The 23,988-nt window shown below is 45.6% G+C and carries 28 protein-coding genes and 1 pseudogene; 18 read left to right on the forward strand and 11 right to left on the reverse strand.

Annotation, left to right across the window (positions count from 1 at the left end; all coding sequences use genetic code 11):
* Window positions 1-65: 65 nt before the first annotated feature.
* On the reverse strand, window positions 66-2,105 hold the full coding sequence (locus ACZ43I_RS03040) for a CDP-glycerol glycerophosphotransferase family protein (protein WP_344703520.1): 2,040 nt from the start codon (window positions 2,103-2,105) through the stop codon (window positions 66-68).
* 177 nt (window positions 2,106-2,282) lie between these two features.
* Between ACZ43I_RS03040 and ACZ43I_RS03045 the strand changes: the two genes are divergently transcribed.
* On the forward strand, window positions 2,283-3,242 hold the full coding sequence (locus ACZ43I_RS03045; protein ID WP_380710055.1) for an IS30 family transposase: 960 nt from the start codon (window positions 2,283-2,285) through the stop codon (window positions 3,240-3,242).
* Here the strand turns inward: ACZ43I_RS03045 and ACZ43I_RS03050 are convergent.
* The 4 genes from ACZ43I_RS03050 to ACZ43I_RS03065 form a co-directional block, all read right to left on the reverse strand.
* The gene (locus ACZ43I_RS03050; protein WP_344703965.1) at window positions 3,206-3,808 is read right to left on the reverse strand and encodes a hypothetical protein; all 603 of its coding nucleotides are present in this window, start codon (window positions 3,806-3,808) and stop codon (window positions 3,206-3,208) included. The genes ACZ43I_RS03045 and ACZ43I_RS03050 overlap by 37 nt on opposite strands.
* 126 nt (window positions 3,809-3,934) lie before the next feature.
* Window positions 3,935-4,411 (reverse strand): pyrimidine dimer DNA glycosylase/endonuclease V, encoded by a 477-nt coding sequence (locus ACZ43I_RS03055; protein ID WP_344703963.1) that lies wholly within the window; start codon window positions 4,409-4,411, stop codon window positions 3,935-3,937.
* Window positions 4,411-4,851, reverse strand: a complete 441-nt coding sequence (locus tag ACZ43I_RS03060; protein WP_344703962.1) for a YtoQ family protein — start codon at window positions 4,849-4,851, stop codon at window positions 4,411-4,413. The genes ACZ43I_RS03055 and ACZ43I_RS03060 overlap by 1 nt, the downstream gene beginning before the upstream one ends.
* 66 nt (window positions 4,852-4,917) lie before the next feature.
* A complete protein-coding gene (locus tag ACZ43I_RS03065; protein WP_344703960.1) occupies window positions 4,918-5,541 on the reverse strand; it encodes a flavodoxin family protein in 624 nt (207 codons plus the stop codon).
* 162 nt (window positions 5,542-5,703) lie between these two features.
* Here ACZ43I_RS03065 and ACZ43I_RS03070 point away from each other — a divergent pair, with 162 nt between their 5' ends.
* Together ACZ43I_RS03070 and ACZ43I_RS03075 are read left to right on the forward strand one after the other, a co-directional pair.
* On the forward strand, window positions 5,704-6,066 hold the full coding sequence (locus ACZ43I_RS03070; protein WP_344703958.1) for a type II toxin-antitoxin system RelE/ParE family toxin: 363 nt from the start codon (window positions 5,704-5,706) through the stop codon (window positions 6,064-6,066).
* A 1-nt stretch (window position 6,067) separates the two neighbouring features.
* Window positions 6,068-6,376: a helix-turn-helix transcriptional regulator gene (locus ACZ43I_RS03075; RefSeq protein ID WP_344703957.1), complete on the forward strand. Its 309-nt coding sequence runs from the start codon at window positions 6,068-6,070 to the stop codon at window positions 6,374-6,376.
* Window positions 6,377-6,476: 100 nt separating this feature from the next.
* Here ACZ43I_RS03075 and ACZ43I_RS03080 read toward each other — a convergent pair whose 3' ends face one another.
* A complete protein-coding gene (locus tag ACZ43I_RS03080) occupies window positions 6,477-7,547 on the reverse strand; it encodes a YkvI family membrane protein (protein WP_344703956.1) in 1,071 nt (356 codons plus the stop codon).
* A 259-nt stretch (window positions 7,548-7,806) separates the two neighbouring features.
* On the opposite strand from ACZ43I_RS03080, the gene ACZ43I_RS03085 reads away from it, so the two are divergent.
* The 3 genes and pseudogenes from ACZ43I_RS03085 to ACZ43I_RS03095 all read left to right on the forward strand — a co-directional run.
* The gene (locus ACZ43I_RS03085) at window positions 7,807-8,493 is read left to right on the forward strand and encodes a YveK family protein (protein WP_344703955.1); all 687 of its coding nucleotides are present in this window, start codon (window positions 7,807-7,809) and stop codon (window positions 8,491-8,493) included.
* 2 nt (window positions 8,494-8,495) lie between these two features.
* Entirely contained in the window at window positions 8,496-9,173 is a 678-nt protein-coding gene (locus ACZ43I_RS03090; protein WP_344703954.1) for a CpsD/CapB family tyrosine-protein kinase, read from the forward strand.
* Window positions 9,056-9,892 (forward strand): annotated as a pseudogene (locus ACZ43I_RS03095) (aconitate hydratase); the annotation flags it as partial. The gene ACZ43I_RS03090 and the pseudogene ACZ43I_RS03095, both read left to right, overlap by 118 nt.
* 88 nt (window positions 9,893-9,980) lie before the next feature.
* On the opposite strand, the gene ACZ43I_RS03100 reads toward ACZ43I_RS03095, so the two are convergent.
* Window positions 9,981-11,294: a S8 family peptidase gene (locus ACZ43I_RS03100; protein WP_344703952.1), complete on the reverse strand. Its 1,314-nt coding sequence runs from the start codon at window positions 11,292-11,294 to the stop codon at window positions 9,981-9,983.
* A 211-nt stretch (window positions 11,295-11,505) separates the two neighbouring features.
* On the opposite strand from ACZ43I_RS03100, the gene ACZ43I_RS03105 reads away from it, so the two are divergent.
* Entirely contained in the window at window positions 11,506-11,931 is a 426-nt protein-coding gene (locus ACZ43I_RS03105) for a CBS domain-containing protein (protein ID WP_344703950.1), read from the forward strand.
* Window positions 11,932-11,985: 54 nt separating this feature from the next.
* On the opposite strand, the gene ACZ43I_RS03110 is transcribed toward ACZ43I_RS03105, so the two are convergent.
* Window positions 11,986-12,495: a hypothetical protein gene (locus ACZ43I_RS03110; protein WP_344703948.1), complete on the reverse strand. Its 510-nt coding sequence runs from the start codon at window positions 12,493-12,495 to the stop codon at window positions 11,986-11,988.
* 119 nt (window positions 12,496-12,614) lie between these two features.
* Between ACZ43I_RS03110 and ACZ43I_RS03115 the strand changes: the two genes are divergently transcribed.
* The 3 genes from ACZ43I_RS03115 (at window position 12,615) to ACZ43I_RS03125 (ending at window position 14,537) form a co-directional block, all read left to right on the forward strand.
* Entirely contained in the window at window positions 12,615-13,559 is a 945-nt protein-coding gene (locus ACZ43I_RS03115) for a nucleoside hydrolase (RefSeq protein WP_344703946.1), read from the forward strand.
* Between the two features lie 36 nt (window positions 13,560-13,595).
* A complete protein-coding gene (locus ACZ43I_RS03120; RefSeq protein WP_344703944.1) occupies window positions 13,596-13,859 on the forward strand; it encodes a hypothetical protein in 264 nt (87 codons plus the stop codon).
* A 216-nt stretch (window positions 13,860-14,075) separates the two neighbouring features.
* Window positions 14,076-14,537, forward strand: a complete 462-nt coding sequence (locus ACZ43I_RS03125) for a hypothetical protein (RefSeq protein ID WP_344703942.1) — start codon at window positions 14,076-14,078, stop codon at window positions 14,535-14,537.
* A gap of 29 nt (window positions 14,538-14,566) precedes the next feature.
* Here ACZ43I_RS03125 and ACZ43I_RS03130 read toward each other — a convergent pair whose 3' ends face one another.
* Window positions 14,567-14,875 carry a monooxygenase gene (locus ACZ43I_RS03130; protein ID WP_344703940.1) on the reverse strand — a complete coding sequence of 103 codons (309 nt, stop codon included), beginning with the start codon at window positions 14,873-14,875 and terminating at the stop codon, window positions 14,567-14,569.
* A gap of 69 nt (window positions 14,876-14,944) precedes the next feature.
* Window positions 14,945-15,196, reverse strand: a complete 252-nt coding sequence (locus ACZ43I_RS03135) for a hypothetical protein (RefSeq protein WP_344703938.1) — start codon at window positions 15,194-15,196, stop codon at window positions 14,945-14,947.
* Window positions 15,197-15,419: 223 nt separating this feature from the next.
* On the opposite strand from ACZ43I_RS03135, the gene ACZ43I_RS03140 reads away from it, so the two are divergent.
* The 6 genes from ACZ43I_RS03140 (at window position 15,420) to ACZ43I_RS03165 (ending at window position 19,171) form a co-directional block, all read left to right on the forward strand.
* Complete coding sequence (locus ACZ43I_RS03140; RefSeq protein ID WP_344703936.1) at window positions 15,420-15,851, forward strand: RDD family protein; 432 nt, start codon at window positions 15,420-15,422, stop codon at window positions 15,849-15,851.
* Between the two features lie 121 nt (window positions 15,852-15,972).
* A complete protein-coding gene (locus ACZ43I_RS03145) occupies window positions 15,973-16,851 on the forward strand; it encodes a LysR family transcriptional regulator (protein WP_344703934.1) in 879 nt (292 codons plus the stop codon).
* A 118-nt stretch (window positions 16,852-16,969) separates the two neighbouring features.
* Window positions 16,970-17,503 carry an acyl-CoA thioesterase gene (locus ACZ43I_RS03150; RefSeq protein ID WP_344703932.1) on the forward strand — a complete coding sequence of 178 codons (534 nt, stop codon included), beginning with the start codon at window positions 16,970-16,972 and terminating at the stop codon, window positions 17,501-17,503.
* Window positions 17,503-17,865 (forward strand): hypothetical protein, encoded by a 363-nt coding sequence (locus ACZ43I_RS03155; RefSeq protein WP_344703930.1) that lies wholly within the window; start codon window positions 17,503-17,505, stop codon window positions 17,863-17,865. The genes ACZ43I_RS03150 and ACZ43I_RS03155 overlap by 1 nt, the downstream gene beginning before the upstream one ends.
* 188 nt (window positions 17,866-18,053) lie before the next feature.
* Window positions 18,054-18,566 carry a hypothetical protein gene (locus ACZ43I_RS03160; protein ID WP_344703928.1) on the forward strand — a complete coding sequence of 171 codons (513 nt, stop codon included), beginning with the start codon at window positions 18,054-18,056 and terminating at the stop codon, window positions 18,564-18,566.
* Window positions 18,567-18,652: 86 nt separating this feature from the next.
* Entirely contained in the window at window positions 18,653-19,171 is a 519-nt protein-coding gene (locus tag ACZ43I_RS03165) for a hypothetical protein (protein WP_344703926.1), read from the forward strand.
* Window positions 19,172-19,208: 37 nt separating this feature from the next.
* On the opposite strand, the gene ACZ43I_RS03170 is transcribed toward ACZ43I_RS03165, so the two are convergent.
* Window positions 19,209-20,078, reverse strand: a complete 870-nt coding sequence (locus tag ACZ43I_RS03170) for a YsnF/AvaK domain-containing protein (protein WP_344703924.1) — start codon at window positions 20,076-20,078, stop codon at window positions 19,209-19,211.
* A 165-nt stretch (window positions 20,079-20,243) separates the two neighbouring features.
* Here ACZ43I_RS03170 and ACZ43I_RS03175 point away from each other — a divergent pair, with 165 nt between their 5' ends.
* Window positions 20,244-21,863, forward strand: a complete 1,620-nt coding sequence (locus ACZ43I_RS03175; RefSeq protein ID WP_344703922.1) for a glycosyltransferase — start codon at window positions 20,244-20,246, stop codon at window positions 21,861-21,863.
* Window positions 21,850-23,985 carry a bifunctional glycosyltransferase/CDP-glycerol:glycerophosphate glycerophosphotransferase gene (locus ACZ43I_RS03180; RefSeq protein WP_344703920.1) on the forward strand — a complete coding sequence of 712 codons (2,136 nt, stop codon included), beginning with the start codon at window positions 21,850-21,852 and terminating at the stop codon, window positions 23,983-23,985. The genes ACZ43I_RS03175 and ACZ43I_RS03180 overlap by 14 nt, the downstream gene beginning before the upstream one ends.
* The last annotated feature ends 3 nt before the right edge of the window (window positions 23,986-23,988 follow it).

Here is a 23,988-nt window from a genome sequence, read left to right on the forward strand (position 1 = left end):
GAAATTACAGTTTGTGTCATCGTATTCATTTATAGAGCTCCCGAATAAGGGAGCTCTATAAATATTCAAAAACTCTTTTGGTTTATTATATCAACAACAGCATCATATATCCTCTTACGGTTATTATGGTCACGGTACTTAAATACACCTGACAAATCAAAGTCTTTGGGGGCGAAATTGCTCTCAATATAATATTCTATGGTATCTATGAGTTTATCTTCTGTTTTTGCTACGTCACCTATAAAAGTTTGATGTAGTGGACGAAGCATACCTTGTCTAAAGAATTTTTGTGCATCAAAATGATAGTAAATGACAGGCTTATCCATGAGTTTAAAATCAAAGCTTACACTCGAATAGTCTGTGATGAGAAGAGCATGTTCTTTTAACATGCTTTGAACACTCTTTTCCCCTAAACGCATGAAATGAATATTACTTCCTAAGTCCAAGTGTTCAGAATTGAAATAAGTTTGAGAACGATAATGAGGATAAAAGTTAAGTTGAACATTGTTATCTTTAAGTATTCGATTTAATCGTTCATTATGAATCAGATTATAATATTTTTGATAATACTCGCTGCTTATGAATTTCTCATCACTATTAATCCAATCTCGCCATGTTGGCATTAGAAGAATATCTCGACTTTGATTCTTGTAAGGAAGTAGGTCAAAACGAGCTAGTCCAGTAACTGCAATTTCTTCATCGCTGTAGCCCATTTTATTTTTAACAACATCTTCTTTTTCAGGTTCACTGCTTACAATAAATAAATCAAAAGGTATATCATAGTATTTTTTGTTATACTCTACTGGTTTTCTTCCTAGTACTCCATGTTGAAGAAATACTTTAATGGTATCTTCGTAGTGGAAAAATCCTCGTGCGGTTTTATACGGCAGAAGATTCTCCAAGTCATGAGTTCCCAATAAAACACCAGCTTTAAAAGATACATAATAATGTAATTCTGAACCGAAAGCCAAAACATTTTTCTCATTTTTAATTTTTTGGTAATCCTGTGCAGTATCTTCAATAACATAATATGGCTCAATATCCGTGTTTTCTTTTAGCCACTTAAATAAAGCGTAACCATTGTCTTGAGCAGTATCATATCTTTCTCCTAGGAGCCACACGTTCATATCCTTTCTCTCTGTGGAGAGGGGGATTTTTACGTTTGCCGGGACTTTAAAGGACTCTAGCTTTAAATTGTCAAAAGGGGTCGTCGTAACCAAGTGATAATGAAGGTTACCTTCACTATCCTGAACATTATGGCTGGCATAATAGTTATCTTTTTTATACTTGGAGAATTTGTACTTAATTTTTACTTTTCTCAGCACCTTGCCTGAGTTATGGATTATCTCAACATACACATCGAGAACTGTTTTATCTTTACTCTTAACATCGACGAAATCAACATTTTTTAAATCAATATCGAAATTATTATCGATTTTAATACGTGTAACATCTTGGGAGTACCTATCTGAAAATGATAGATAAGCCTGACTCTCAATGAATGATTCTGAACCTTCTATAAACCCTTTAAACCGAAAATTTTCTATATCGGTCACTAATCTTTTCAGACGTTTTTGTGATACTTTAAAGCCTAATAGGTTGTCACGCCTACAATAAAACCATATGTTTAATTTTTCATAATTATAAATGGTCTGAATCGAGCCATTGAATCCAAAGTTTTTTAATTTTTTTATGTCGGGTTGAAGTCTTAAAGGTTCTGGGTGATCAGTTTCTAGCATAAATCTTTTGCGTGTGATGTTATCAAGAAGCAATGAAATAGGAACATCAATTATTATTTCTGAACTAGGGCCTGAAGATGTTACTGGAACGCGAGATAATTGATTAGTGGAAGCGTCTATAATCAAAAGGGAGGCGACATCCAATTGAACTTTAAAAGAAAACTTCATTTGAAGATGCTGTTCTCTCAACTTCGCTTTGAAATCTAAGACAGGTACATTATGACTGTCAATTTCAACTTTGAAGTCTCCTCTAATTGTAGAGAAGGTTATCTTGTGTTTAGCAGTATTCATTGCGTGATCAGTACCAACATATTTCAATGGTCTCAGCTCAGCACCACTGAGCAAATATATTTCAGGTTTCCCCATATTGAGATTATCGAAGTCATTGAATTTAAGTATAGAGGGGTCCTCTGAAATATTCTCTAAAACTGTTATTTTATTATTACGCCGATTGTAAAATTAAGCTAGACACCTAAAAAGGGTCACGCGTGATACACTCAAAATGAGTTTTCCGACCAAAGAAAATCATAGGAGTGATCACGCATGACCTACACCCATATTACCACGGACGAGCTAGTAATCATAGAAGCCTATTTCCATCAAGAGACCCCGACTTCACAGATTGCGAAACGGATTGGGCGTGCCCGTCAGACGGTCCATAATGTCATCGCATATCTCAAGGACGGGCACACTGCGCTGGAGTATTATCGGCGCTATAAGGAAAACAAAAGCCGGTGTGGTAGAAAACGGATTGTTCTACCGACCGATCAGCAGAAACATGTTGAAAAGCAGGTGGCGCAAGGCTGGACACCGGATGTGATTGTCGGTCGGCAGGAGATGCCAATTGACTGCTCGGGCCGTACACTGTATCGAATGTTCAAACGAAAAACCTTTGATGTAGCCACACTGCCGATGCAAGGCAAGCGAAAACCAAATGGCCATCAGGAACGCCGGGGCAGACAGGCCTTCAGGCGAAACATCTCTGAAAGAACAACTGACTACCCGGCGTTCAATGAAGAATTCGGCCATCTCGAGGGAGATACCATCGTCGGTGTCCGCCACAAGAGTGCCGTCATCACGCTGGTTGAACGCCTGTCTAAGGTCATTATCACCTTGAAGCCTGAAGGCCGGACGGCACAGGCAATCGAGTCTGCCATCAATACGTGGTGTCAAGAGATGCCCAGAAACCTGTTCAAGTCCATCACTTTCGACTGTGGTAAGGAATTCTCCAACTGGCAATCGATGAGCAACCAGAACGATCTGTCCATCTACTTTGCCGACCCAGGGACACCGTCTCAACGGGGATTGAATGAACATTCCAATGGCCTGCTCAGAAAGGATGGACTGCCCAAAGACATGGATTTCAACACGGTCGATCAGATATTTGTCTCGTCTGTCGCTTCAAGAAGAAACCACATACCGAGAAAATCATTGAACTACCGGACACCATTGGAAGTCTTTTTGAGTTACATGGGTGAAAAGGAACTGTCTAGCTTATTTTGACAAACGAAATTATATAAAAAAGCTAAATTATATATAGAGGAGTTATTGTTATTTTCCCCAACTACAAAAGAAAGATAATTATATCTTGTATGTATATCATTGATATCAACAGGCTGCTCGCTATTATATTCAGGCAATATATTTGAAATCATAAGATTGCCATGAGCTGTAATATTAAAGAAACGCTTGTTTGAGAAGAAAGCGTTTTTTTGCATTTGTGAATACTCTTCATCATAACTTTGGATATTCAATGATTTCCCTTCAAAAATAATTTCTATGAGGCAATAGTCTTTAATCATTTTGAGAATATTATGATCCAATTCAATTTGAAGACCATTTTTTTTAAAACGGAAAGGAAGTTCATAGATTATTTGATCATCAGAAAGTACAACCTTTAATTTGCTTTTTGAATTATTTTTATAAAAATTCTGTAACTTTAAGTCAATTAATACATCTTCCTTATTACACTCAACGGCATCAAAAATAACTTGTTTGATTAGTTTTTTCTGGATATCTTTAGGCAATACATACTTTAAGAAATCTCTAAATTTTTTGTCAATACTCACTCTGCATCCTCCTATATTGCTTTACACTAATTAATAATCATAACTTATTAATTAACAAAAAGAAAGAAAGTATAATGCTTTGAAATGAAAAATACTGGGTTTCTTTAACCCAGTACAACAGAGTAGTTATTTAATGTGCATACCACACCGTGGCGCAATCGTATCCGCCAGCCATTTGGCATTCAATAGCTCGATGTACGCCCGATAAGCTGCCACTCCTTCGATGCGGACGTCCCCGTAGACATAGTGGGGCGGCAATGGATCATCGTGCCACAGCCCGTCCCCGGCATGGTGCTCGATAAGGCGCTTCAAAGCATCCAAGTCTTCCCGGAATGCGGGGCTGCGCTTACCACCGCGGCGCTGATGCTCCTTGTCGCACGCGTCTAGCAAACGGAAGGTATCCGTAATGTACGGACGCCCTTCATTATAGATGTGCTTGACGATGGGGTGGTGCCGGTACCGCGTGTTGGTATCAAGCACGCCGATCAGGCTGAGGTTGACGCGCAGTATTTGATACAGTTCGAGCACCTGCTTCGATAGCCGGCGGTTATCCAAATACCGGGCGCTGATGTCATGATCGGGGCTCACTCTGAACACCTGCATTATTCGTAGATGTAGGCGAGCACATCCAACGCCTGTTCGATGGTTTCAACCGTGACGTTGGCTTTGTTGGAGAGTTCCTTGAGTGGATGGATCAATTCTTCCGGGCGCACGATGATGAGCGGTTTGCCGAGCGTGACCGCTGCACTCGCATCCATCGCCGTATTCCACTGCTTGTATTTCTCGCCGAACAACGCGATGACGACGTCTGACTTTTTCATGAGCACTTCGGTCCTTAGATTGTTGATGGCAGAAGCGGCATCATCCTTGAAGTAGCCGCTCGGCTGTTCACCCAAGATTGCTTCGCCCACATTGTCCGAGCGGTCATGTACCGTCTGCGGTCCGACGAAGTGGAGTGGCAAGTCCTTCTCTTTAGCCAGACGTTTAACATCTTCGCGCCAATCATCGTGGATCTGTCCTGCAAGATAAACTGTCAATTCCATTGTGTCATCCTCCTAAGTGGTATTACTTTAATCATAGCCAATCGGGCGCAGAGTTTCCAAGGATTGTCACTCGAGCGCGTTGCCTTGTGTCGGAATCGGCGTCTCTTTGAACATGCGCGCCAGATGCATGGTGTTGTAGGCGAGCATCTCCACATGCTTTTTAGTGAAGTCGTTGTCCTGACCGGCTTCGATGTAGGATGGGCCTGGGCCGGCTTCGCCGACCCAGTAGGCATCGACGTTCGGCGGAATGGTGAAGCCGATGTGGGATAGGCCGTACAGTACTGAAGCGGCCGCATGCTTAGCACCATCCTCGTTGCCTGTGACGATGACGCCGCCCACTTTGTTGTAGAAAATCGACTGGCCATTCTCATCCGTAAACGAGCTACTGCCATACAGGCGCTCGATCGCAAGTGTTGCGATGCTGCTCTTCTCACCGAGCCACAGTGGTGTGCCAATCAGGACGATATCAGCCGCTTTGACCTTTTCAAAAACTTGAGGCCATTCATCGCCTTCACCCGCGTCATCCGTGATGCCGTATTTTATGTTGTAGTCGTTCAGGCGCACGATTTCAGCTTCGACCTCTTTTTGCTTATAGATATCCATGACTTCGCGTGCCAACCCTTCGGTATTCGATTGTTCATCTCCATACTTCAGTGTCGTATTGAGTATTAATGCCTTCAATTTCATCATATACCCCCCAATTGCATAATACTTATCTCTACCACCAATTCTCTTCTCTTAATCTTGACGCAAATTCAGTATTATAAAGCAATGGTAGTGGATGAACTGTGGACACGACACCATTTTCGGCTTATAATGATTATAATATGACTTATGAGGTATATTAACTATATGGATAATCTTGAGTGGGACACGGAAGATTACAAGACAGAAAATGACCATTCACCTTTGGAAGCTTTTCTCGATGCTTTGCCAGCCAAAGCATCCGATAAGATTTTACGGGATATTGAAATGTTAGAAAGATTTGGTCCAAGGTGGGGACATCCTCATGTAGATTACTTTAGAAATGAAGATATCTACGAGTTGCGCGTAAAACATAGCAGCAATATCTATAGAATTTTCTTCTTCAGATGGAAGGGTACATTGTTGTTGCTGACACATGGGTTTGTTAAAAAGAGTAAAAAGACCCCAAAAGGAGAACTTAATCATGCGATTAGACTGCGCGATGATTGGGTGAGTAGAAAGGGTGAGTAGTGTGGGTTTTGCGAAACGTTATGCAGAAAAAAGAGTTGAAAAGGATCCGGAATTCAAAAATGTTAGGGAAGATTTGGTGAAAATCCGCAATCACGAGTTGAGGGCACAACTGATTGAATTGAGACTAAGTCTCGGATTAACACAAAAAGAATTTGCTGATCGGGTAGGTGTTCAGCAGTCTGTGATCTCCCGTCTGGAGAATGGCAATCAAAACATTACAATCGATAGACTGCAAAGTATTTTGGCAAAGACAGGGACAGGCGCTAGATTGAAGATAGAAACAGAGGAAAAAGAATTGATAAAGCATTAAAGAAGAGCCTTTCTAAGGCTCTTTTTTAGTGTGTAATCAACTATTATCAATTTTTTCAGCTTTCACACAAAAGCTGACAGAACATCCTGCTGGCTCGGATTTATACCAGCTGCTTCTTCGAAAACTTATTGGCCACCCAGCGGATGGTCAAGCCCGCTCCAATGAACAGACCAATATAACCGAATATTGGATAAAAAATATTGACCAAGTCGACAAAGCCGACGAAACTCAAGGCATAGCCAAACAATAAGCCAATGATCAGCATAATCGTATACTTTTTGGAATAGGCTACTGTAAAACGTGTCAGGAACGGATACATCAGACCAACTGCCGTATTGTAGATCACCAGCAGCATGACGACCGACAACCCGGTTCCGATTACAGGATGCACCGCGTCTGCAAGCAATAGGGTTGGTAGTGCCGCATGATTCGCCGCATCCAAGTTCGCTAGCATACCCCCGTTGATCAGTACCATCAGCAGCAGAATGATCATGCCGCCGACCAGTGCCCCACGGCGCGCCGCCTTATGCTTCGTTGCCTCCGAGCCCATGATGGACAGGAAACTGAAAGCCGTCGCAAGCGTCAGACCGCTGTATGTCAACGCATCCCATAGCCAACTTCCGGACGGCGTGCGGTCCGCCTGCGCATATTGATTCACTTCACTAAACGTAACGGTGGGATTAAAGATGTTCACAGCCGCCACAATTAATATGAAAGCGACCAAAAAGGGTGTCACTGCACCAAGCACCACGACAATCTTATTGAAGTCGAGCAGCAGTGTGATAAACACCGCAATCATCATGATCAGCGAACCGAGCCACGGTGACACTCCGAAACTTTCATAGAAAGCTGAGCCTGCACCAGCCAGCATGATGACCGAGATGCCATATAGGAAAAAGACAAGTATGTAGTCGATTGTCTTTCCAATCATATCTCCAAACATCGTGTTGATCGGTTCCTCATGGGAATCCGCCTTCAATCGGTAGCCAAGTTTAGCCGCTTGCCGGCCGACAAACATGATGATCAGTGCCGAAAGTATGATTGCAGCATAGCTCCATGTCCCATAGTTCGTGAAGAACTGGAGTATTTCCTGGCCTGTGGAAAATCCGGCCCCTACAATGACCCCCGTGTAGGCAAATCCGATCATCATTGATTCTCGTCGATAACTCAAAAAATCTCCTCCGTATTTGGTTTTTGACTTTAGTTATATAGACGTTATATTAAAATATAAACAATATTCTGCGAATTATTCAACAAAATAGTGAAATATTTTACATAATTATGAAGGAGACATCATTAGACAGAACATTTCGATAAAATCGCTTTCATTGATAAATTCCCGAAATACTGTGCAAAAATCCACCTTAATCTGATATAGTAATAAACTGTAAACATATATAATATTTCTACATATAAATATGGAGGCCAACATGGAAGAAACATTGAATTTGGAAGACATTCTTGAAGTGATCAAGAAGAACCTGGCGATGATCATCGCCCTTGTACTGCTCTTTGGTGCAGCCGCTGCATTCGCCACCGCATTTTTCATGACCCCGCAATATGAAGCCAACACACAAATCCTCGTCAGTCAATCCCAGGAATCAGAAGCCGTCAACAATCAGGACATACAGGCCAGCCTTCAGCTGATCAATACATATAGGGACATCATCAAAAGTCCGACAGTGCTCGATGATGTTGTAAGTAATCTTAATCTGGAACAGAATACAGGCGCACTCGCCAGCCAGATCACCGTTAACAACCAGGACCAGTCACAGGTCGTGACCGTCACGGTCACTGATCCAAACCCTGAAAATGCTGAAACCATCGCGAATGAAATTGCTGAGGTGTTCCAAGAGCGTGTGATGGACGTAATGAATGTCGACAACGTCTCCATTCTTGCGCCGGCAGATGTTGGTGACGAACCGTCACCAGTATCTCCACATCCGCTCATCAACATCGCCATCGGTATGATTCTCGGTGGACTGCTTGGACTCGGTATCGCATTCCTCAGGGCATTTCTTGACAAGCGTATTACTACAGATGAAGAAATCCAGAAACACCTTGAGCTGCCGGTACTTGGTACGATTGCGAAATTCGATAGTCAGAAAGGAAACTGATCATGTTTGGTAAAAACAAATCCCGCAACTATGTATCCGGCCCGAGGGAACTCATCGTGGAAAGACAGCCTAAATCCCCAGTCAGTGAACAATTCCGGACTGTCCGGACGAACATCATGTATTCGAATATCGATACTGAAATAAAAACTGTTCTCGTCACTTCAGCCACACCAGGTGCAGGCAAGTCTACTACCGCAGCCAATCTCGCTGTCGCCTATGCTCAGTCCGGTAAGCGCACTGTTCTGATCGATGCAGACCTGCGCCGCCCGACAACGCACTATACGTTTGAAGTCACCAATCAGCGTGGTATGTCCACAGCAATCGTCCAGGATGTACCTGTGGAGAACATCGTCAAGGAGACCGAAGTGGAAAACCTGGATATCATTACTTCCGGCCCCATTCCTCCGAATCCTTCAGAACTGCTATCATCCAACAAGATGATACATATGCTGAAGACGTTCTCCATGCATTACGACATGGTCATCATCGATTCGCCGCCACTGCTTGCGGTGCCCGGATGCACCAGGCGGGCTGTAACGGCTGTATCGGTATGGGACAGGCGCCAGCTACCGGGCAGAACAGTCTGCGGACGACGCCACGGAACTTCCCGGGCCGTTCCGGAACAAAAGAAGACAGTGTCTTCCTATGTAGTCCCGAAACTGCCGCCGCTTCAATCCTAAGTGGTGTCATCACCGATCCGAGGACGCTTGATATGGAGTATCCTAAAATCCCGGAAGCGGCTGCGGTCAAAAAAGGTGTCATGCTGGAAGCACCGCCTAAAGATAAGGAAAATATTGAAATAGAAAAAGGACCGAACGTGTCGTCCATTCCTGATTTCGATCCGATAGAAGATAATTTCGAACTGCCGATAGTGCTCAAGATGGCAGATAACATCTCTACGGATGAAATCCTAGCGGGTGGTTCAAGAGTATTGCCATTCCGCAGTAATATTCCAAAAATCAGCTCCTTCGTCTTCGAGGGAGTGGATGAGGGCTATATCGAGCGGGCCGAAAAACAGAAGGACGCAGGCGGCCATATGGTCGTTGCCGGCAACAACTACGGGCAAGGGTCAAGCCGTGAGCATGCAGCACTTGCGCCGCGGTACCTCGGCTTACGTGTTGTGCTGGTCAAGGACTTTGCAAGGATTCACCTGCAGAACCTCATCAACTTCGGCATATTGCCGTTGACATTCGATGATCCAAGCGATCATCAGAAGCTCTCCCAAGGAGATGTGCTGGAATTCCGCAACATCCATCAGACCATCCGGGACACGGATACGTTCACCATTCGACTGAAAGACGCGGATGAAGAAATCACCGTCCACCACAGTCTGACTGGACGCGATCTTGATATCCTGCTCGCCGGTGGCATCATCAACTGGGCGAAGCAGCGCCAATAGAAGCATATAAGATAACTTATTTGTAGATACGACAAAGCCGGTTGAGAGTACCCTCAACCGGCTTTATTTTAATATCATAATATGCGCTTTAGGCTGGACCAGTATCCGGCACTGGTGCCTTCATATCCTTCTGATAGCGTATGGCCGCATCGACCGTCCTTTGGGCATTGATGTAGCCCCACTGGTGATTGAAGACAGGTTCACCGATGACTTGCAGGATGCTTTTGACATCATTCGGGCTCAAGTTCGGGTTTGCTTCCAGCATCAAGGCGATGACGCCTGCACAGATCGGCGTCGCCATGGAGGTGCCGGACATCTGGACATAATGTTCGCCGATGATCTGATCGGCGAGTTCCGTCTCGGTGGTCGACCCGGGCGCGAGAAGCGAGATGATGTTGGTGCCCGGCGCGTAGATATCCGGTTTGATGAATTGGTCGATTGTTGGGCCACGGCTAGAATACTCCGCAATTTCATCGTCGGTCCGCTCTAGGGTGTCCTGGTCATCTGCTGCACCGACGGTGATGACGAAGGGGTTGATGGCCGGGGTGCCGATGGTTGATGGGGTCGGGCCACTGTTGCCGGCGGCAGCGCAGACGATGAGGCCTGAGTGCCACGCTTCCTGCACCGCGAGCGACAATGGATCCAGCCGGAAGGATTCTTGGGCAGGCGCCCCTAAAGAGAGGGACAGTATATCGATGCCATGGATGTCTTTGTAGTCGACACACCACTCGATGCCCTGGATGATGCTTGAGAGGCTACCCCCTCCACCCTCGTCAAGCACTTTGACACCAACCAGGGATGCTTCCGGGGCTGGCCCGATGTACTTGCCGTTCGACATCGCCCCATTGCCTGCAGCATCTCCGGCACAATGCGTGCCGTGTCCATTGTCGTCATACGGTTCAGTCTCGCCGTTGATGACATCGTGGAATGCAATGATGCGGTTACTTGGCGTCGTCAGATCCTCATGGGGATGGATGCCCGTGTCGAGCACAGCGATGGTCACCCCGGCACCGCTGATCTGAAGTCTTTCCCTGATGGCGGCAGTACCAATTTGTTCATTGGTGATGTCGAGGTAGGCGGAGACGGGCCGGTCGTAATAGATGCGTTCAACGGCTGTATGATCTTTGATTTCCTTTATCTTCTTCGGAGTAAGCTGACCTTTTACACTGTTGATGAGGCGCATTTCCTGATCGAGATGGCTATGGACATCTTCACCGCATTGTTTGAGCAGCTGATCCATCTCCTCATTGGCGGTGTCCTGTCTGCAACGGATGATGATCGGAATCTTTTCGGTGCGTGCCGTGCGGTACGTCTTCCTTTCGCTTTGGCGCAGCTGTTCAATGAGTGCGGGATCCAGCCGACTGTCATTTTCTTCGAACCAGACTCTTTTACGTTCACTCATGTCATTGGCCTCCTTTAATCATATTGATGGGGCGTTGCTGTCACTCTTTTGGCGCTTGAAGGTGCTCTTACTATACTAAATTTCCTTTAAGGTTTTATTTAAACATTTAGAATATTGTGGATATTAATGTAATGATTAAGGTCTGCTTCTTGCGGGTACTAGATATATGTAAGATGAATGTAATATTAAGATTGAATAGGAGGCATTATTGATGCAAGTCAAAGAAATCATGACGACTGAAATCGAAACATGCGGACCTGAAACGACAGTACAGCAAGTGGCATCCAAAATGATGGAACTCGATGTCGGGAGCATCCCTGTCACTGAAGACGGCAATCTGCGCGGCATCATCACAGACCGTGACTTGGTCATCCGCGGCATTGCGTCCCAATTTTCATTGGAGACGCCGATCAACCGTATCCTGTCTTCAAGCTTCGTCACCGGCACACCGGATATGGACGTTGAAGAAGCAGCCAACATCATGGCCCAGGAACAGGTACGCCGCCTGCCGATTATAGAGGACAACAAAGTAGTCGGCATCGTCGCATTAGGGGATGTTGCGGTGGATGAAGAAGATCCAGAGGATTCCGAAGAAGCACTTGAAGAAATCTCCAAACCGGCAGAGCCGGACAAATAGAAGAAGTAAAAAAGTTCCGGAGCATTCAGCTCCGGAACTTTTTTATGCGCACCATTAGAAATCGAATGATTCAAAGTGAATATCAGCACCCCTATTGCGGTTGTCGTATTGGCCAAGCAGATCGTCATCCGGCGATATGAACTTGACCATCGGCAAGTTCTTGGCGGAACTGTCGAAGAGGATGCCACTTGTACCTTCACGGACCGATTCACCGACGCCCTGAAGTTTTCCTTCGGCCGCGGATCTATCGAGTTCATTGATTTTATCGCTGACCACTATATGAATGAGTGTATAATCCTCGTCTTGTGGCTCGATTGATTCGACGAACGGGTTATGGGCGATGCCGTCAAACTTTTCCTCCAGTGCTTTTTTCTGCTCGTCAGTTACCGTCACTTTTGGTTCTTCAGCGGATGAATCCTTTTCAGTTGTTTCCGAAGATCCACTGGCTTCAACAGATTCCGAAGTTTCATTCTGATCCTTGGATCCTGAAGATTCACTGTCCTCACCACATGCCGAGAGAACTGCCATGGAGAAGATCAGTGCCGTAATGAATAAGCGTTTCATAACTTTCAGATGCTCCTTTTATAATAGATATATCAGCTTTATTTTAGCATATTCCAGACGTTCCAGGCTCGTCTGACCCCTACCGCTTCTGCTATAATGGCGTAAAAAGGAGGGCTTTCATGAAGAAGGTGATTATGGATGTCGATACGGGAATTGATGACGCGCTGGCCATCATGTACGGCTTGGAAAGTGATGCGCTAGAATTTTTGGGCATCACAACAGTGGACGGAAATGTGCCACTTGATATGGTCAACCGCAATACTTTGAAGGTGCTGAGCATGTTGGGGCGGGAAGATGTGCCGGTCTTCTCCGGTGCCGCGGGTCCTTTGATGAAACCGTCCCGGCATGTGCATCATATACATGGGGAGGATGGCCTTGGTGGCGCGCTCATAGACTATCCGTACGAAAATATGTGCGAGGCGCAATTTGCACCTGACTTCATCGTGGAGGCAGCCAGGCATCATCCGGGGGAAGTGACGCTGATTGCGGTGGGGCCGCTGACGAATGTTGCACTGGCATTCAAACAGGAACCGCTGCTTGGCGAGCTATTGAAGGAAGTCGTCATCATGGGTGGCATCGTATCGAGAGCCGGTCAGGGCAACAGTGGACCGAACTCGGAGTTCAATATATTCACGGATGCCGAAGCGGCGCGCATCGTCATCCATGGTGGCGCGAATGTTACGCTCGTTGGTTTGGATGTCACAAAACAAGCTGTGCTGACAGCCCGCGACATTGAGACGCTTAAGGGCAGTAAGTATTACGACTTCATCAAGCAGTCGACTGAAATCTACCGCACCTTCAGCATGGATAAGTTCGGACTCGATGGCTGCGCGCTGCACGATCCATTGGCGGTCGGTTTCGCTTTGAACCGTGGATTCCTTAGGACCGAGCACCACTATGTCGATGTCGATACCGTCAGTCCATTGAATTACGGCCAGACCGTCTGCGACTTCGGTGGTTTATGGGGCGAGGAACCGAATGTCAATGTCAGCCTTGAAGTTGACAGTGCTAGATTTGTCGAGGACTTTTTGAATGTGATGAAAAATGCGTCAGGTAAAATATGACGCAAGAATTGATGTCAGATAGGGGGAGGGAATATCATGGCATATATCATTCCTCTGCTGCTGGGAATCATTGTTTATCTGTTGTATACGAATTCAAAATTGAATGGTGAGGTCAGGCGGCTTAAGAGTGGACAGGAGAAATTCATTACGGCAGATGGCGAAGGCCACCCTGTCGATCATGAACTGCGCCGGATGGTCAGGGAAGGCGAGGAGATCAAAGCCATCAAGAAAGCCCGGCAGACACTCGGCTTATCGTTGGTTGAAGGTAAACAATATGTCGATCGGCTGAAGCGGGAGTAACATGACTATGCACTTCTCATGATGTTTTATGGGCTGGATGAGAAAGCGCGTCTGTGACGACAAACAGAATAATACATCAGGCTAAACCGACGCTAGAGGAGCAATTTATTTTCTCCTAATAGGATTAGATATACAAAATATGGGTAATATGATGTATATTACATATATTGTGTTTTTTCTATGAACATACGAGTACGGAAGCAAAGGGGTGCATCCATGAAGATGAACTGGGGGAAGGTACGGTCGAATGCACAGCGGGTGGCAGTCAGGATGGATAAAGTCAGGAAGTATAATGCCGGGCAGGTAAAGTGGCTTGCAGGCGGCACTTTCTCGGCTGTCAAAAAAGCGGCTTCCCGGATCTATAGAGGGGGTCAGCATAAGATAGCGGTGGCGCGGGCACGCGAGGAGGCCCGTTGCGTATATTACCGACAGTTCCCGAGCGACAGGCTGGTGAAGATGTATCTGCTGAGTGAACACATGCTCCATATGGGGACCATCAAACGCGTGATGGAAGAGCGTGGATACAAGTATGACTCGCGGCATGATCGGTTTGTCCCGCATGAGCCTGTCAAGGTGCGGGAGCAGATGGCGCTTGATATGAAAAGGCGGGGAGAAATGGATACATATGAAGCCGTCGAAGCGGCAGTGTTTGAGCAGCGCGGGCTTAAAAAACCATAAAAAAAGAAGACCGGTATGGTCTTCTTTTTTTATGGTGCAAGCGGTCCGCCGTTGATGGTAGTGAGCGGTTCATTGACATTGAAGATTTTGCCGTTGACCGAGTCGATGCCGAATGAACGGAGCCGTTCGGTATGCATCTTCAGATAGGCCTCTGCCGCCTCTTGCGTGTCGAAGAGGTAGATGCCGCCAGCTTCCTTCTCTTTTGCGTTCTCCGTCCAGATCTTCCAGAGGAACCCAGGTTCCTCATTGATGCTCTCGGCAAGATCTCTGAACCCTTCGGCCATATCTTCGCCGAAAGGGCCGTCCATTTCGAAATCAACCTGCAGTATGACTGCCATTTCATCACGCCTCCCTTTATCTATATCTATCTCTTTCCACTATAATGGATATAGAGGGGTGTTGTCCGCTTACATGCCTATAGTCGTGCGCGCGGTGGCGAGCTTGCCGCTGAGGGACGGGCGGACCGTCTCCAGCATGAAACTGACTTCATCTTTTATCTCGTCGACATCTTTTGGTTCAGGGGGTTCACCGAGTATCAGCGTGGCGATCAGATAGGCGATGCCTGAGAGGATGATTGCCACTCCAATGAGTCCGAGGCAGCCAAGGAGTAGGGCGGACCTGCTGCCTTCATGATTTTGTCGATTGTTTTTCTCAGCCATACGTTTCCTCCATTCTTATAAAGGCAGATGCTGCCCGGCAGCTCCATATACATATAGAGTATTTTAACACATGCGACGGTGGCACGTTAACCCACCGGTGGGGGGCTACTGACCATTCAACCTTATTTAATGTGGCGAAAATCAGGAGAATGCACAGTCAGACATGCATTACATTACCGGGCAGTGCTACAATAGGGAAAGAAAAATATTTTGAGGTGAAAAAATGTCCAATCCAGCAGGATTTTGGGTGCGGCTCGGGGCACGGGTGCTTGACGCGCTGCTTGTCGGCATGGTGGTCGGCACAATCCTATTTGTTTTCCAAGTCGATACATCAAGCGCGAGTGCCCAGACGGGTGAAAGCATCGCAGGGTTAGCGTATTTCATTCTGCTGCCTGTCTATTTCTACGGGTACACAATCGCTAAACGCGTGCTGAATATACGGGTCGTCAAAGTGGACGGTTCAAAAGCCGGGCTGTTGCCGATGATCATACGCGAAGTGCTCGGGTTCTTCATCTACAGCGTGACGTTCGGTCTCGCAGCCATTGCGTCAGCCATTATGGTCAGTGTGCGTAAGGACAAGCGGTCGATCCATGATCTGCTTGCCGGCACTTATGTCACTTTTGACGAACCGGAAGCATTCAAACAAATGTCATAGAATGCGTTGAAGTCTGCCGCTGTTGCGGTAGGCTTTTTTATGTATCTGGCTATTTGTCTTTCACATTTGAACGAAACCGCTGTATAATTGTGCCAATGAAACCCTAGGGGAGGAAAAATCCATGGACATCAAGCATATGCGCTATTTCACGGCCATCGTCAAGCATGGCAGCATGACTGAGGCAGCACATCAACTCTACATATCCCAGCCGACGATCAGCAAGGCGATCAATGATGTTGAAGCGGAACTCGGTGTGCGGCTGTTCAATCGGAACCGCAAGCAGTTTGAACTGACGGATGCCGGCCAGATGTTCTATGACCAGTCTGAAGAGATACTCCGCATGCATGAAGCACTGGCATATGACCTGAAAAACATGGTCGGTGTACAGCACGGGCACATCCGTATCGGCCTGCCGCCGATCATGGATGTCAGCCCGTTGATGGCGATCATGAAGACGTTCCACGACAAATATCCGAAGATCACCTACCAGCTGATTGAAAGCGGCAGTGGCACAATCGAACAGCGCCTCAGGCAATATGATATCGACATCGGCATTACCGTACTGCCGACTGAAGGTGCTGATTTTGATGCCTTCACTTTCCTGTCTGAAACATTGTGCCTGGTCGTCCATCCGAACCATCCATTGGCTGAGTGTAGCAACGTCGGGCTTGACTCACTCAAAGATTCGGATTTCATCATGTTCAACGAAGACTTCTATCTGAATGAAATCATAACTTCGGCATGCAAAAATGCAGGCTTTACCCCGAAGGTGATCGCAAAGACTTCACAATGGCATTTCATCGAAGAGATGATCCAGTCGGAGCTTGGGGTGTGCATATTACCTCAGAGCGTGGCGCAGCTGCTAGGCGCGCCGTCGGTGGCGGTCGAGATAACAGAACCTGTCATGCGTTGGCGCCTTGGCATCATCTGGAACCGGGACCGCTACATGAACTTCATCACAAAAGAGTGGCTGAAGCACTTCCAGGAGACGTTTGCCTGATTAAAGGGACCGCTTTCATCGTTTTAGGCTATATGCGACATTTAATAAAACTATTGTTCAGAAAGGGTTTTCAGGTTCTACAATGGAATCATCAGTAAGACGAAAGGTGATTTCTTAAATGGTTGAATATAAAAATCCGAAAGACAGCAAAGTCATCAGCATCGATCAGGTATTTGCGAATGACTTGAACAACTACGATACACTGTTCGGCGGCGTGCTGATGAAGCGCATCGACAACGTCGCCTCACTTGCCGCAAGGCGCCACGCGCGGGTAAGGGAATGCGTGACGGCATCCATCGACTCAATCGACTTTCTGCGCCCGATCACGCAATCTGAATCGGTATGCATAGAAGCATTCGTGTCATCGACCGGCAACCGCAGCATGGAAATCTTCTGTAAAGTGATCACGGAAGATCTGGTGACAGAAGAACGCAACGTCGCAGCAACAGCTTTTCTGACATTCGTGGCACTCGATGAGGAGACGAAACGGCCCATTCCGGTACCTGGCATCATACCGGAGACGGACGAGGAGAAGTACTTGTACGAGTCCAACAAGAAGCGGACGGCCATGCGCAAGGACCGTCGCATACACAGCAAGGAACTGACGACGAAGATCAGTGTCGACAAACCATGGGATGAGGTGAACCGATAATGTACGCGAGCAGAAAAACAATACGTGAGATCGAAAGAGACCTGGCGCACTTAAGCGAAAATCATCCGATCCTATACCATAGGCTTGAACACGTCACGAGCTTTGCCCGTCAGCTGCAGGTCAAATACAAGTATCTGGCCGATATGATGACAGGGGAGGCACATGAGCCAACACCGAAATTCATCAAGTCCTCTGTGCTTGATATATTGGCTGAAGAAGTGGAGAAGCTCAGGCGCGTCGAAGGATTCGAACTGTTCCTCGATATACTGAAGCAAAACCGCCATATCGATTCCCCGGAAATATTCCTGATGATACTCGGTGCGAAACCTGAAAAAGTGGTCAATAATGCCATCATAAGTTAAATGATTAAAAAGAGCGGTCCTGATCAAGGATCGCTCTTTTTTGTGGGCTTATGCTCTTACTATAAATTTACATGAGGATGATATATAATTACTTTAATATGTTGTATAATCAAAGTGAAATGCCTACCCATCATGAGCAGTACACTGAACTGCACCCGTCTCACTACAAAACCAAGGGGGGAATTGATATGATCCGGTATCATGTTGTAAATGCTTTTTTGGAAGAGCAGATCGACTGCAGGAACATCAATGAACTGATGGCTCTTGAAAACAAGCTCCCTGGGGAGGAAGGCTGCTTCATCGACAGTGTACTCTCTTTTCTCGCGACCCCTACAGATCGCCGTCTGGAATGGGACCTGACTGCCCATTGTTTTGGCAGCTGTGTCATCAATATGTCCAAAGTAGGCATCTATGCGTTACTGGATGATGGGATAACCGCCATACATACGCCGCTCCTAAAGCAGTTCGGCAGCATCGCCGAGTGGCAGATGGTAAGCTACTCATTTGATGATATACAGACGCTCGATATGGAAAAGCTCGACCGTGATGATCTGGCGGACAAGGAGTCAGGCGTGCTGTTCATGAAAGTGACTAATGAAAAGCGCCAGATCCGCAACTATACATTGCGTAACTTGAACCCTGCCCACCTCGAGCAATTCCAGCGTCTGCAGATGATACGCCAAGCCAGTCGCATGAACTAGTTGGCAGCGGAACTATTAATACATTTTAAAATATGTCTAAACATGGTATATTTCTGATATGAAATAAGAGAGGTAGGAACCGCAACATGATCCATTATAATCTTGTCAATGAATATTTTAATGATATAGAATTGCCAAAATCCATGACAGAAGTCGTCGGTGCTTCATATGAATTGGAAGGAAAGGAACTGGATTTCATCACTGAAGCCAACAATTTCCTGGAACATGAGCCGGTCTTTGGTTCATACCAGAAGAAGGACGCCCATTGCCTGGGCACCTGTCTGATCAATTTGACACGTACCGGGCTCTACTTCCTGCTTGAGGATGAAATAATGGTGGTTCATCGTTCCATCTTAAAGGAAGGAAAAGGAGAAGCCGATTGGGAGATCAGTCATTTCCATTTTACTGAAATCCAGGAACTGGACCACGAAGTGATGGATGGTTTGGCTGAATCCAAATACGAATCCGGAGCATTATTCTTAAGGGTTCTAAATGAAAAAGGTGCAGTCCGCAACCATACGTTTCGCAATATGAATCCTAGTCACTTCCAATGCTTCGAGGATTTCCACGTAGCCATCAAAAACAACAGGACGATATCAAAATGATAACTGAAAACCCAGGCCTAAAAGCCTGGGTTTTTTTCTATCTTCTGTAGTCCCCATCGGTTTTTGGAAGGTTTTTGGTAACATCAGCCTCTTCGTAGCGCGCGGGTTCCCGGATGTGTGCCACATCTTCGACAGTCTGTTTGCGGATGACGATCTCTTCAGTCACGACACGCTCCTTGATGACCCGAACGCGTTCTTCGGTGATGGGGATGCGTTCGACGCCAGCTTCTTTCGCCACTTCATAGGTCTCAGCTAATGGGCTGCCCTCCACTGGAATGCGTTCGACCGTGACCTCCTCGCGATTGACGGGTACATCGAACTCCTCCATCCGTATGTTCGTAGACTTATTGACCTCGACTTCGCCTGTTTGGACCGTTTCCTTGTTAATATCCACACGTTCTTCTCGCAGCTCAATGGTCTCCTCATCGTGATCTGGAGAAGTAGTGCGTGCTTCTGCCTGTCGATCTTTGGCGAAGCGCGCCTCCCTTTTACGTTTGTCATTTCCATTGCTTGTCCAATAGCTGTATTCACTGTCTGATGGATCGATGTAATCGGCTTTGTCCGCATCATGGAAGAAACCGCCCTTGACGGGATCCGGCTCATCTATATGGAGGAGCAGCTTGCCGTCCATCAGTGCCTGCCGGTATTCTGCCTGCTGGGCTTCACTCAAGCGGAGGCTGTTCATCGCCTGGGTCTCCGGGTCTTCATCCGCAAACCATGAAACGATACGGTCCCACGTGTCCACCTCCGTACTCCGCTGTTTGACGCCGAGGTGATCAAATGCCCGCTCACCGGGATCATCCTTGGTGATGACCGTCATGCGTGCCTCATCGACACCCTTTAGTTTCAGGTGTTCTATGCGTCCGAGCAGATCCCGCTCATTCGAAAAAGATTCTATAATCGCCATCTGTAATTCCCCCCGTTCCTGATCATTTGGGCAGTGATGCCCCAGTCAGTAGACTAATACCCATGGCACACGCCGCTAAACGGTGGAAGGCATGGGCACGAATAATGTATAATAGATTAAGCATCGTAGATACATTTATCATGGACTAGAATAGGAATGATAAAGATGAAACCTAAAATTATTTTTTTACTTAACTCTGTAGATCTCAATCGAGGGGGGTTGACCCATGCTTCCTTAAGGCAGGCGAGCACTTTTGCGGATGCGGGATACGACACAGATATATTGACTTTCAGGTACGAACCTCGTTTTCCGGAAATAGTCCGTAAGTTAAAAGAGAAAAATAAAGTGAGTAGGAATGTGCGTATACGTAGCTTGTTTGATGAACGGGCGGGCTATCAAGATGAAAAAATAAAAACAGATGGTATAAAGGTGAATATATCCGACTATGAAAAAGAGTTTAGAGTCTCCAAACGCAACTCCCGTAATGCATATCGTCTATATAGAGAAGGCAAGTATGAGAAATACATTTCTTTGAGGAGCGATGACACACTCGATTTTATAGATTATTTCAACAGCGAAGGCAATCGTACACACAGGGAACATTATAACTATTATGGAGATATGACCCGGGTAAAGTATTACAGCCTCGAAGAGAATAAAATGAAGAAAGATGTCTTCTTGGATAAAGATGGTAACAGCTTTTTGATTATGTGGTGGAACCCTGAAACAGAGGAGAGGGTAGATGTCATAAGCCTTGCGAAAAATCATATGATCTTATCTGAGACTGACGGTGATACTAATCAACATAAGACAGAGTGGTTGAAAGAGGTGGTAGAGGAAACGAAAATTCCACCAGTTCTGATCTCAGATACGCGTTCTACCGATGAATTACTTATACGGTTAGGGAATACTGAAACGAAGCGTGTCATCCGTCCTCACTCGAATCATCTCAAAAATCCTGATGATCCTGAATCGGAACTGAATATCCGGAACAGATCTGCTATAAAAAATATAGATAAAGTGGATGCACTTGTCGTGTTGACTGAGAAGCAGAAGATGGATATTGCCAAACGTTTTGGCCATGAAGAAAAGATTCATGTCATTCCAAATTACTATGAAGCACGTCATGGTGAAAAAACAATAAAAACATTAATTAGTGCAACCATCAGAGAGGCTAAAAATGTCCTTCGAGGCAGGCGGCTTTCCTTGAAGCGTGACATGATGAAAGTAGTGATCATTTCTAGATTTTCAAGTATTAAAAATATTGATCATATAATCAGAGCATTCAAAAATGTTGTGGAAGTTTTACCAAAAGCTCAACTTGAGATTTGGGGTGGAGGCAATAAAAAGAAGGATTACCTTCATTTAGTCGATGACCTCGAACTCAAAGAAAATGTTTCCATTAAAGGATATACTCAAAATCCCGAAAAAGTCTACCAGTCTGGTGCGCTTTCTGCCGTCACATCTAAAGCTGAAGGTTTTTCCCTCTCAGTAATGGAAAGTATGGTCAATGAAACGCCTGTCATCAGTTACGATATCCGTTATGGACCCTCGGACATGATTGATGATGGAAAAAACGGTTATCTAATTGAAAAGGGAGATATTGTCACATTATCCGAACGAATGATATCAATGCTTAAAAATCCTGAGAAAACGAGGCAGATGGGTAGGGAAGCAAGAAATAAAATGGATGAAAAATTCGATATTAATAGTTACCGGGAAAAATGGTTTACTTTAGTAGATGAGTTAATGAAACAGGACGAAAGTCGAGGTGCTAGAAAATAAAATGATTTCAATCATCACGCCAGCAGAAAATAATGAAAATTATATTAATGAAACTCTTGAATCGATTCATAAGCAAACATATACAGATTATGAGGTGCTGATCCTTCATTCAGATATAGATGCCCTTAAAAGGGCAACTGGAGAAAAATATACAGAAGATGAGCGTTTTAAATTCGTAGAGGTCAAACATGATCTTAAAGTAGGTAGAGCACGTAATATAGGAATTGATATGGCTCGGGGAGATTATATTTATTTCTTGGATAGCGACGATTATATTTCAGAGAATATGCTGCAGCTACTGTCAGAAAATATAGGACAACATCCCATTATCAGAGCGAGAATGAAAAGAACCGACTTCGGTTCAAGTTTTGCCATCATCATGCCCGGTACCAATAAAGTGAGAATGTTCGGGGCTAGAAAATATAATTTGATAAGAAATCATTCCTCATTGAACTTTATGGTTTCTAAGGAATATATCAATTCATTGGGTATTAGATTTAACGAGGAAGTCATGACTTTTTCAGACCTTACATTTATGGTGCCCTTACTGGAGTCTATCGCAGTAGTACCTTACGTTAGTGAAGCAATCTACTTCAGAAGGAGAAGAAATGATCCAATCAACCATCCTTCCTTAAGACAATTGCCGGTAGAGCAGCGTATGCCTGACCTGTTTATGGTCTATAATGGTCTTAAAGAAATGGAACTGAGTGCTCAGGCAGAAAGATTTTTAGATAACACACTGCTCAACTTCTACCGTAAACACCTCGTCGTGAAGTTTAAGGATGACTCATTCATTGATGAATATTTCGATGATCTTGCTGCCAGCATCAATAAGATCAGCCCTGAATCATTGCAGAATAAAGATAGGGTTCTGTTGAATGACATTAGGGCGATACGCACTAATAAGGTCGGTATATTTAAGAGCTTGAGTAACTTCCACCATCTGCTTAGGGATATCCAAAAAGGGATCAGAACCAAAAAAGGCCGTAAAGAACTAATCTATAAACGCATATTCAACAAAATGGATATGATAGATAATCTCGTGGTGTTTGAAAGCTTTCAGGGGAAGGCCTATTCCGACAGCCCTAAATATATATATGAGTATATGCTTAAGAACAGGAAGGGCCATAAACTCGTCTGGGTCATCAACAAAGATCAGAAAATCCCCGGTAGACCTGCTACAGTGAAGCGCTTTTCACTGAAATACTATTACTATATCGCCCGGGCCAAACACATCGTGAGCAATGTACGCATGCCGAACAGCTATATAAAAAGGAAAGGCCAGATATATCTGCAGACTTGGCACGGCACGCCGCTGAAACGTCTGGCAGGCGACATGGAGGCCGTGCACATGCCGGGGACCAATGCTGTGCGCTATAAGAGGAACTTCAACAATGAAACGGATAAATGGGATTATCTCATTGCCCCGAACGCCTATTCATCAGCCATCTTCAAAAGGGCCTTCTGGTTCAACAATACAATGCTTGAAACCGGCTATCCGCGGAACGATGTGCTGACCAACGACAATAATCCGGTCATCATCCGGAGCATCAAGGAGAAGCTCGATCTGCCGAGGGATAAGAAAGTCATACTCTATGCCCCGACATGGCGGGACGATGAATATTATAAGGTGGGAAAATACAGGTTTACGCTTCAGCTCGACCTTGAACGGCTGAAGGCGCGGTTCGGCGATGAGTACATCATACTGCTCAGGATGCACTACGTCGTCGCGTCCAAGATGGACCTGACTGGCCTGGAAGGATTCGCGTATGATGTTTCTGGATATGATGATGTCAGTGAACTGTATCTCATTTCCGATATGCTCATCACCGACTACTCATCCGTCTTCTTCGATTATGCGAATTTGAAGCGGCCGATACTTTTCTTCACCTATGATTTGGAGAAATATAAGGATCAGCTGCGTGGCTTCTATATTGATATGGAAACGGAACTGCCCGGCCCGCTTCTTAAGGACAACGATGAACTTTTTGAAGCGGTGGAGAACATCGATCAGATAGTCGCCGACTATGAAGAACGGTACGAAGCATTCTATGATCGGTTCTGCAGCTGGGATGACGGCAGGGCAGCCGAGAAGGTCGTGGACATCGTGTTTGATAAGTGAGGG

Source organism: Salinicoccus jeotgali (assembly GCF_055379195.1).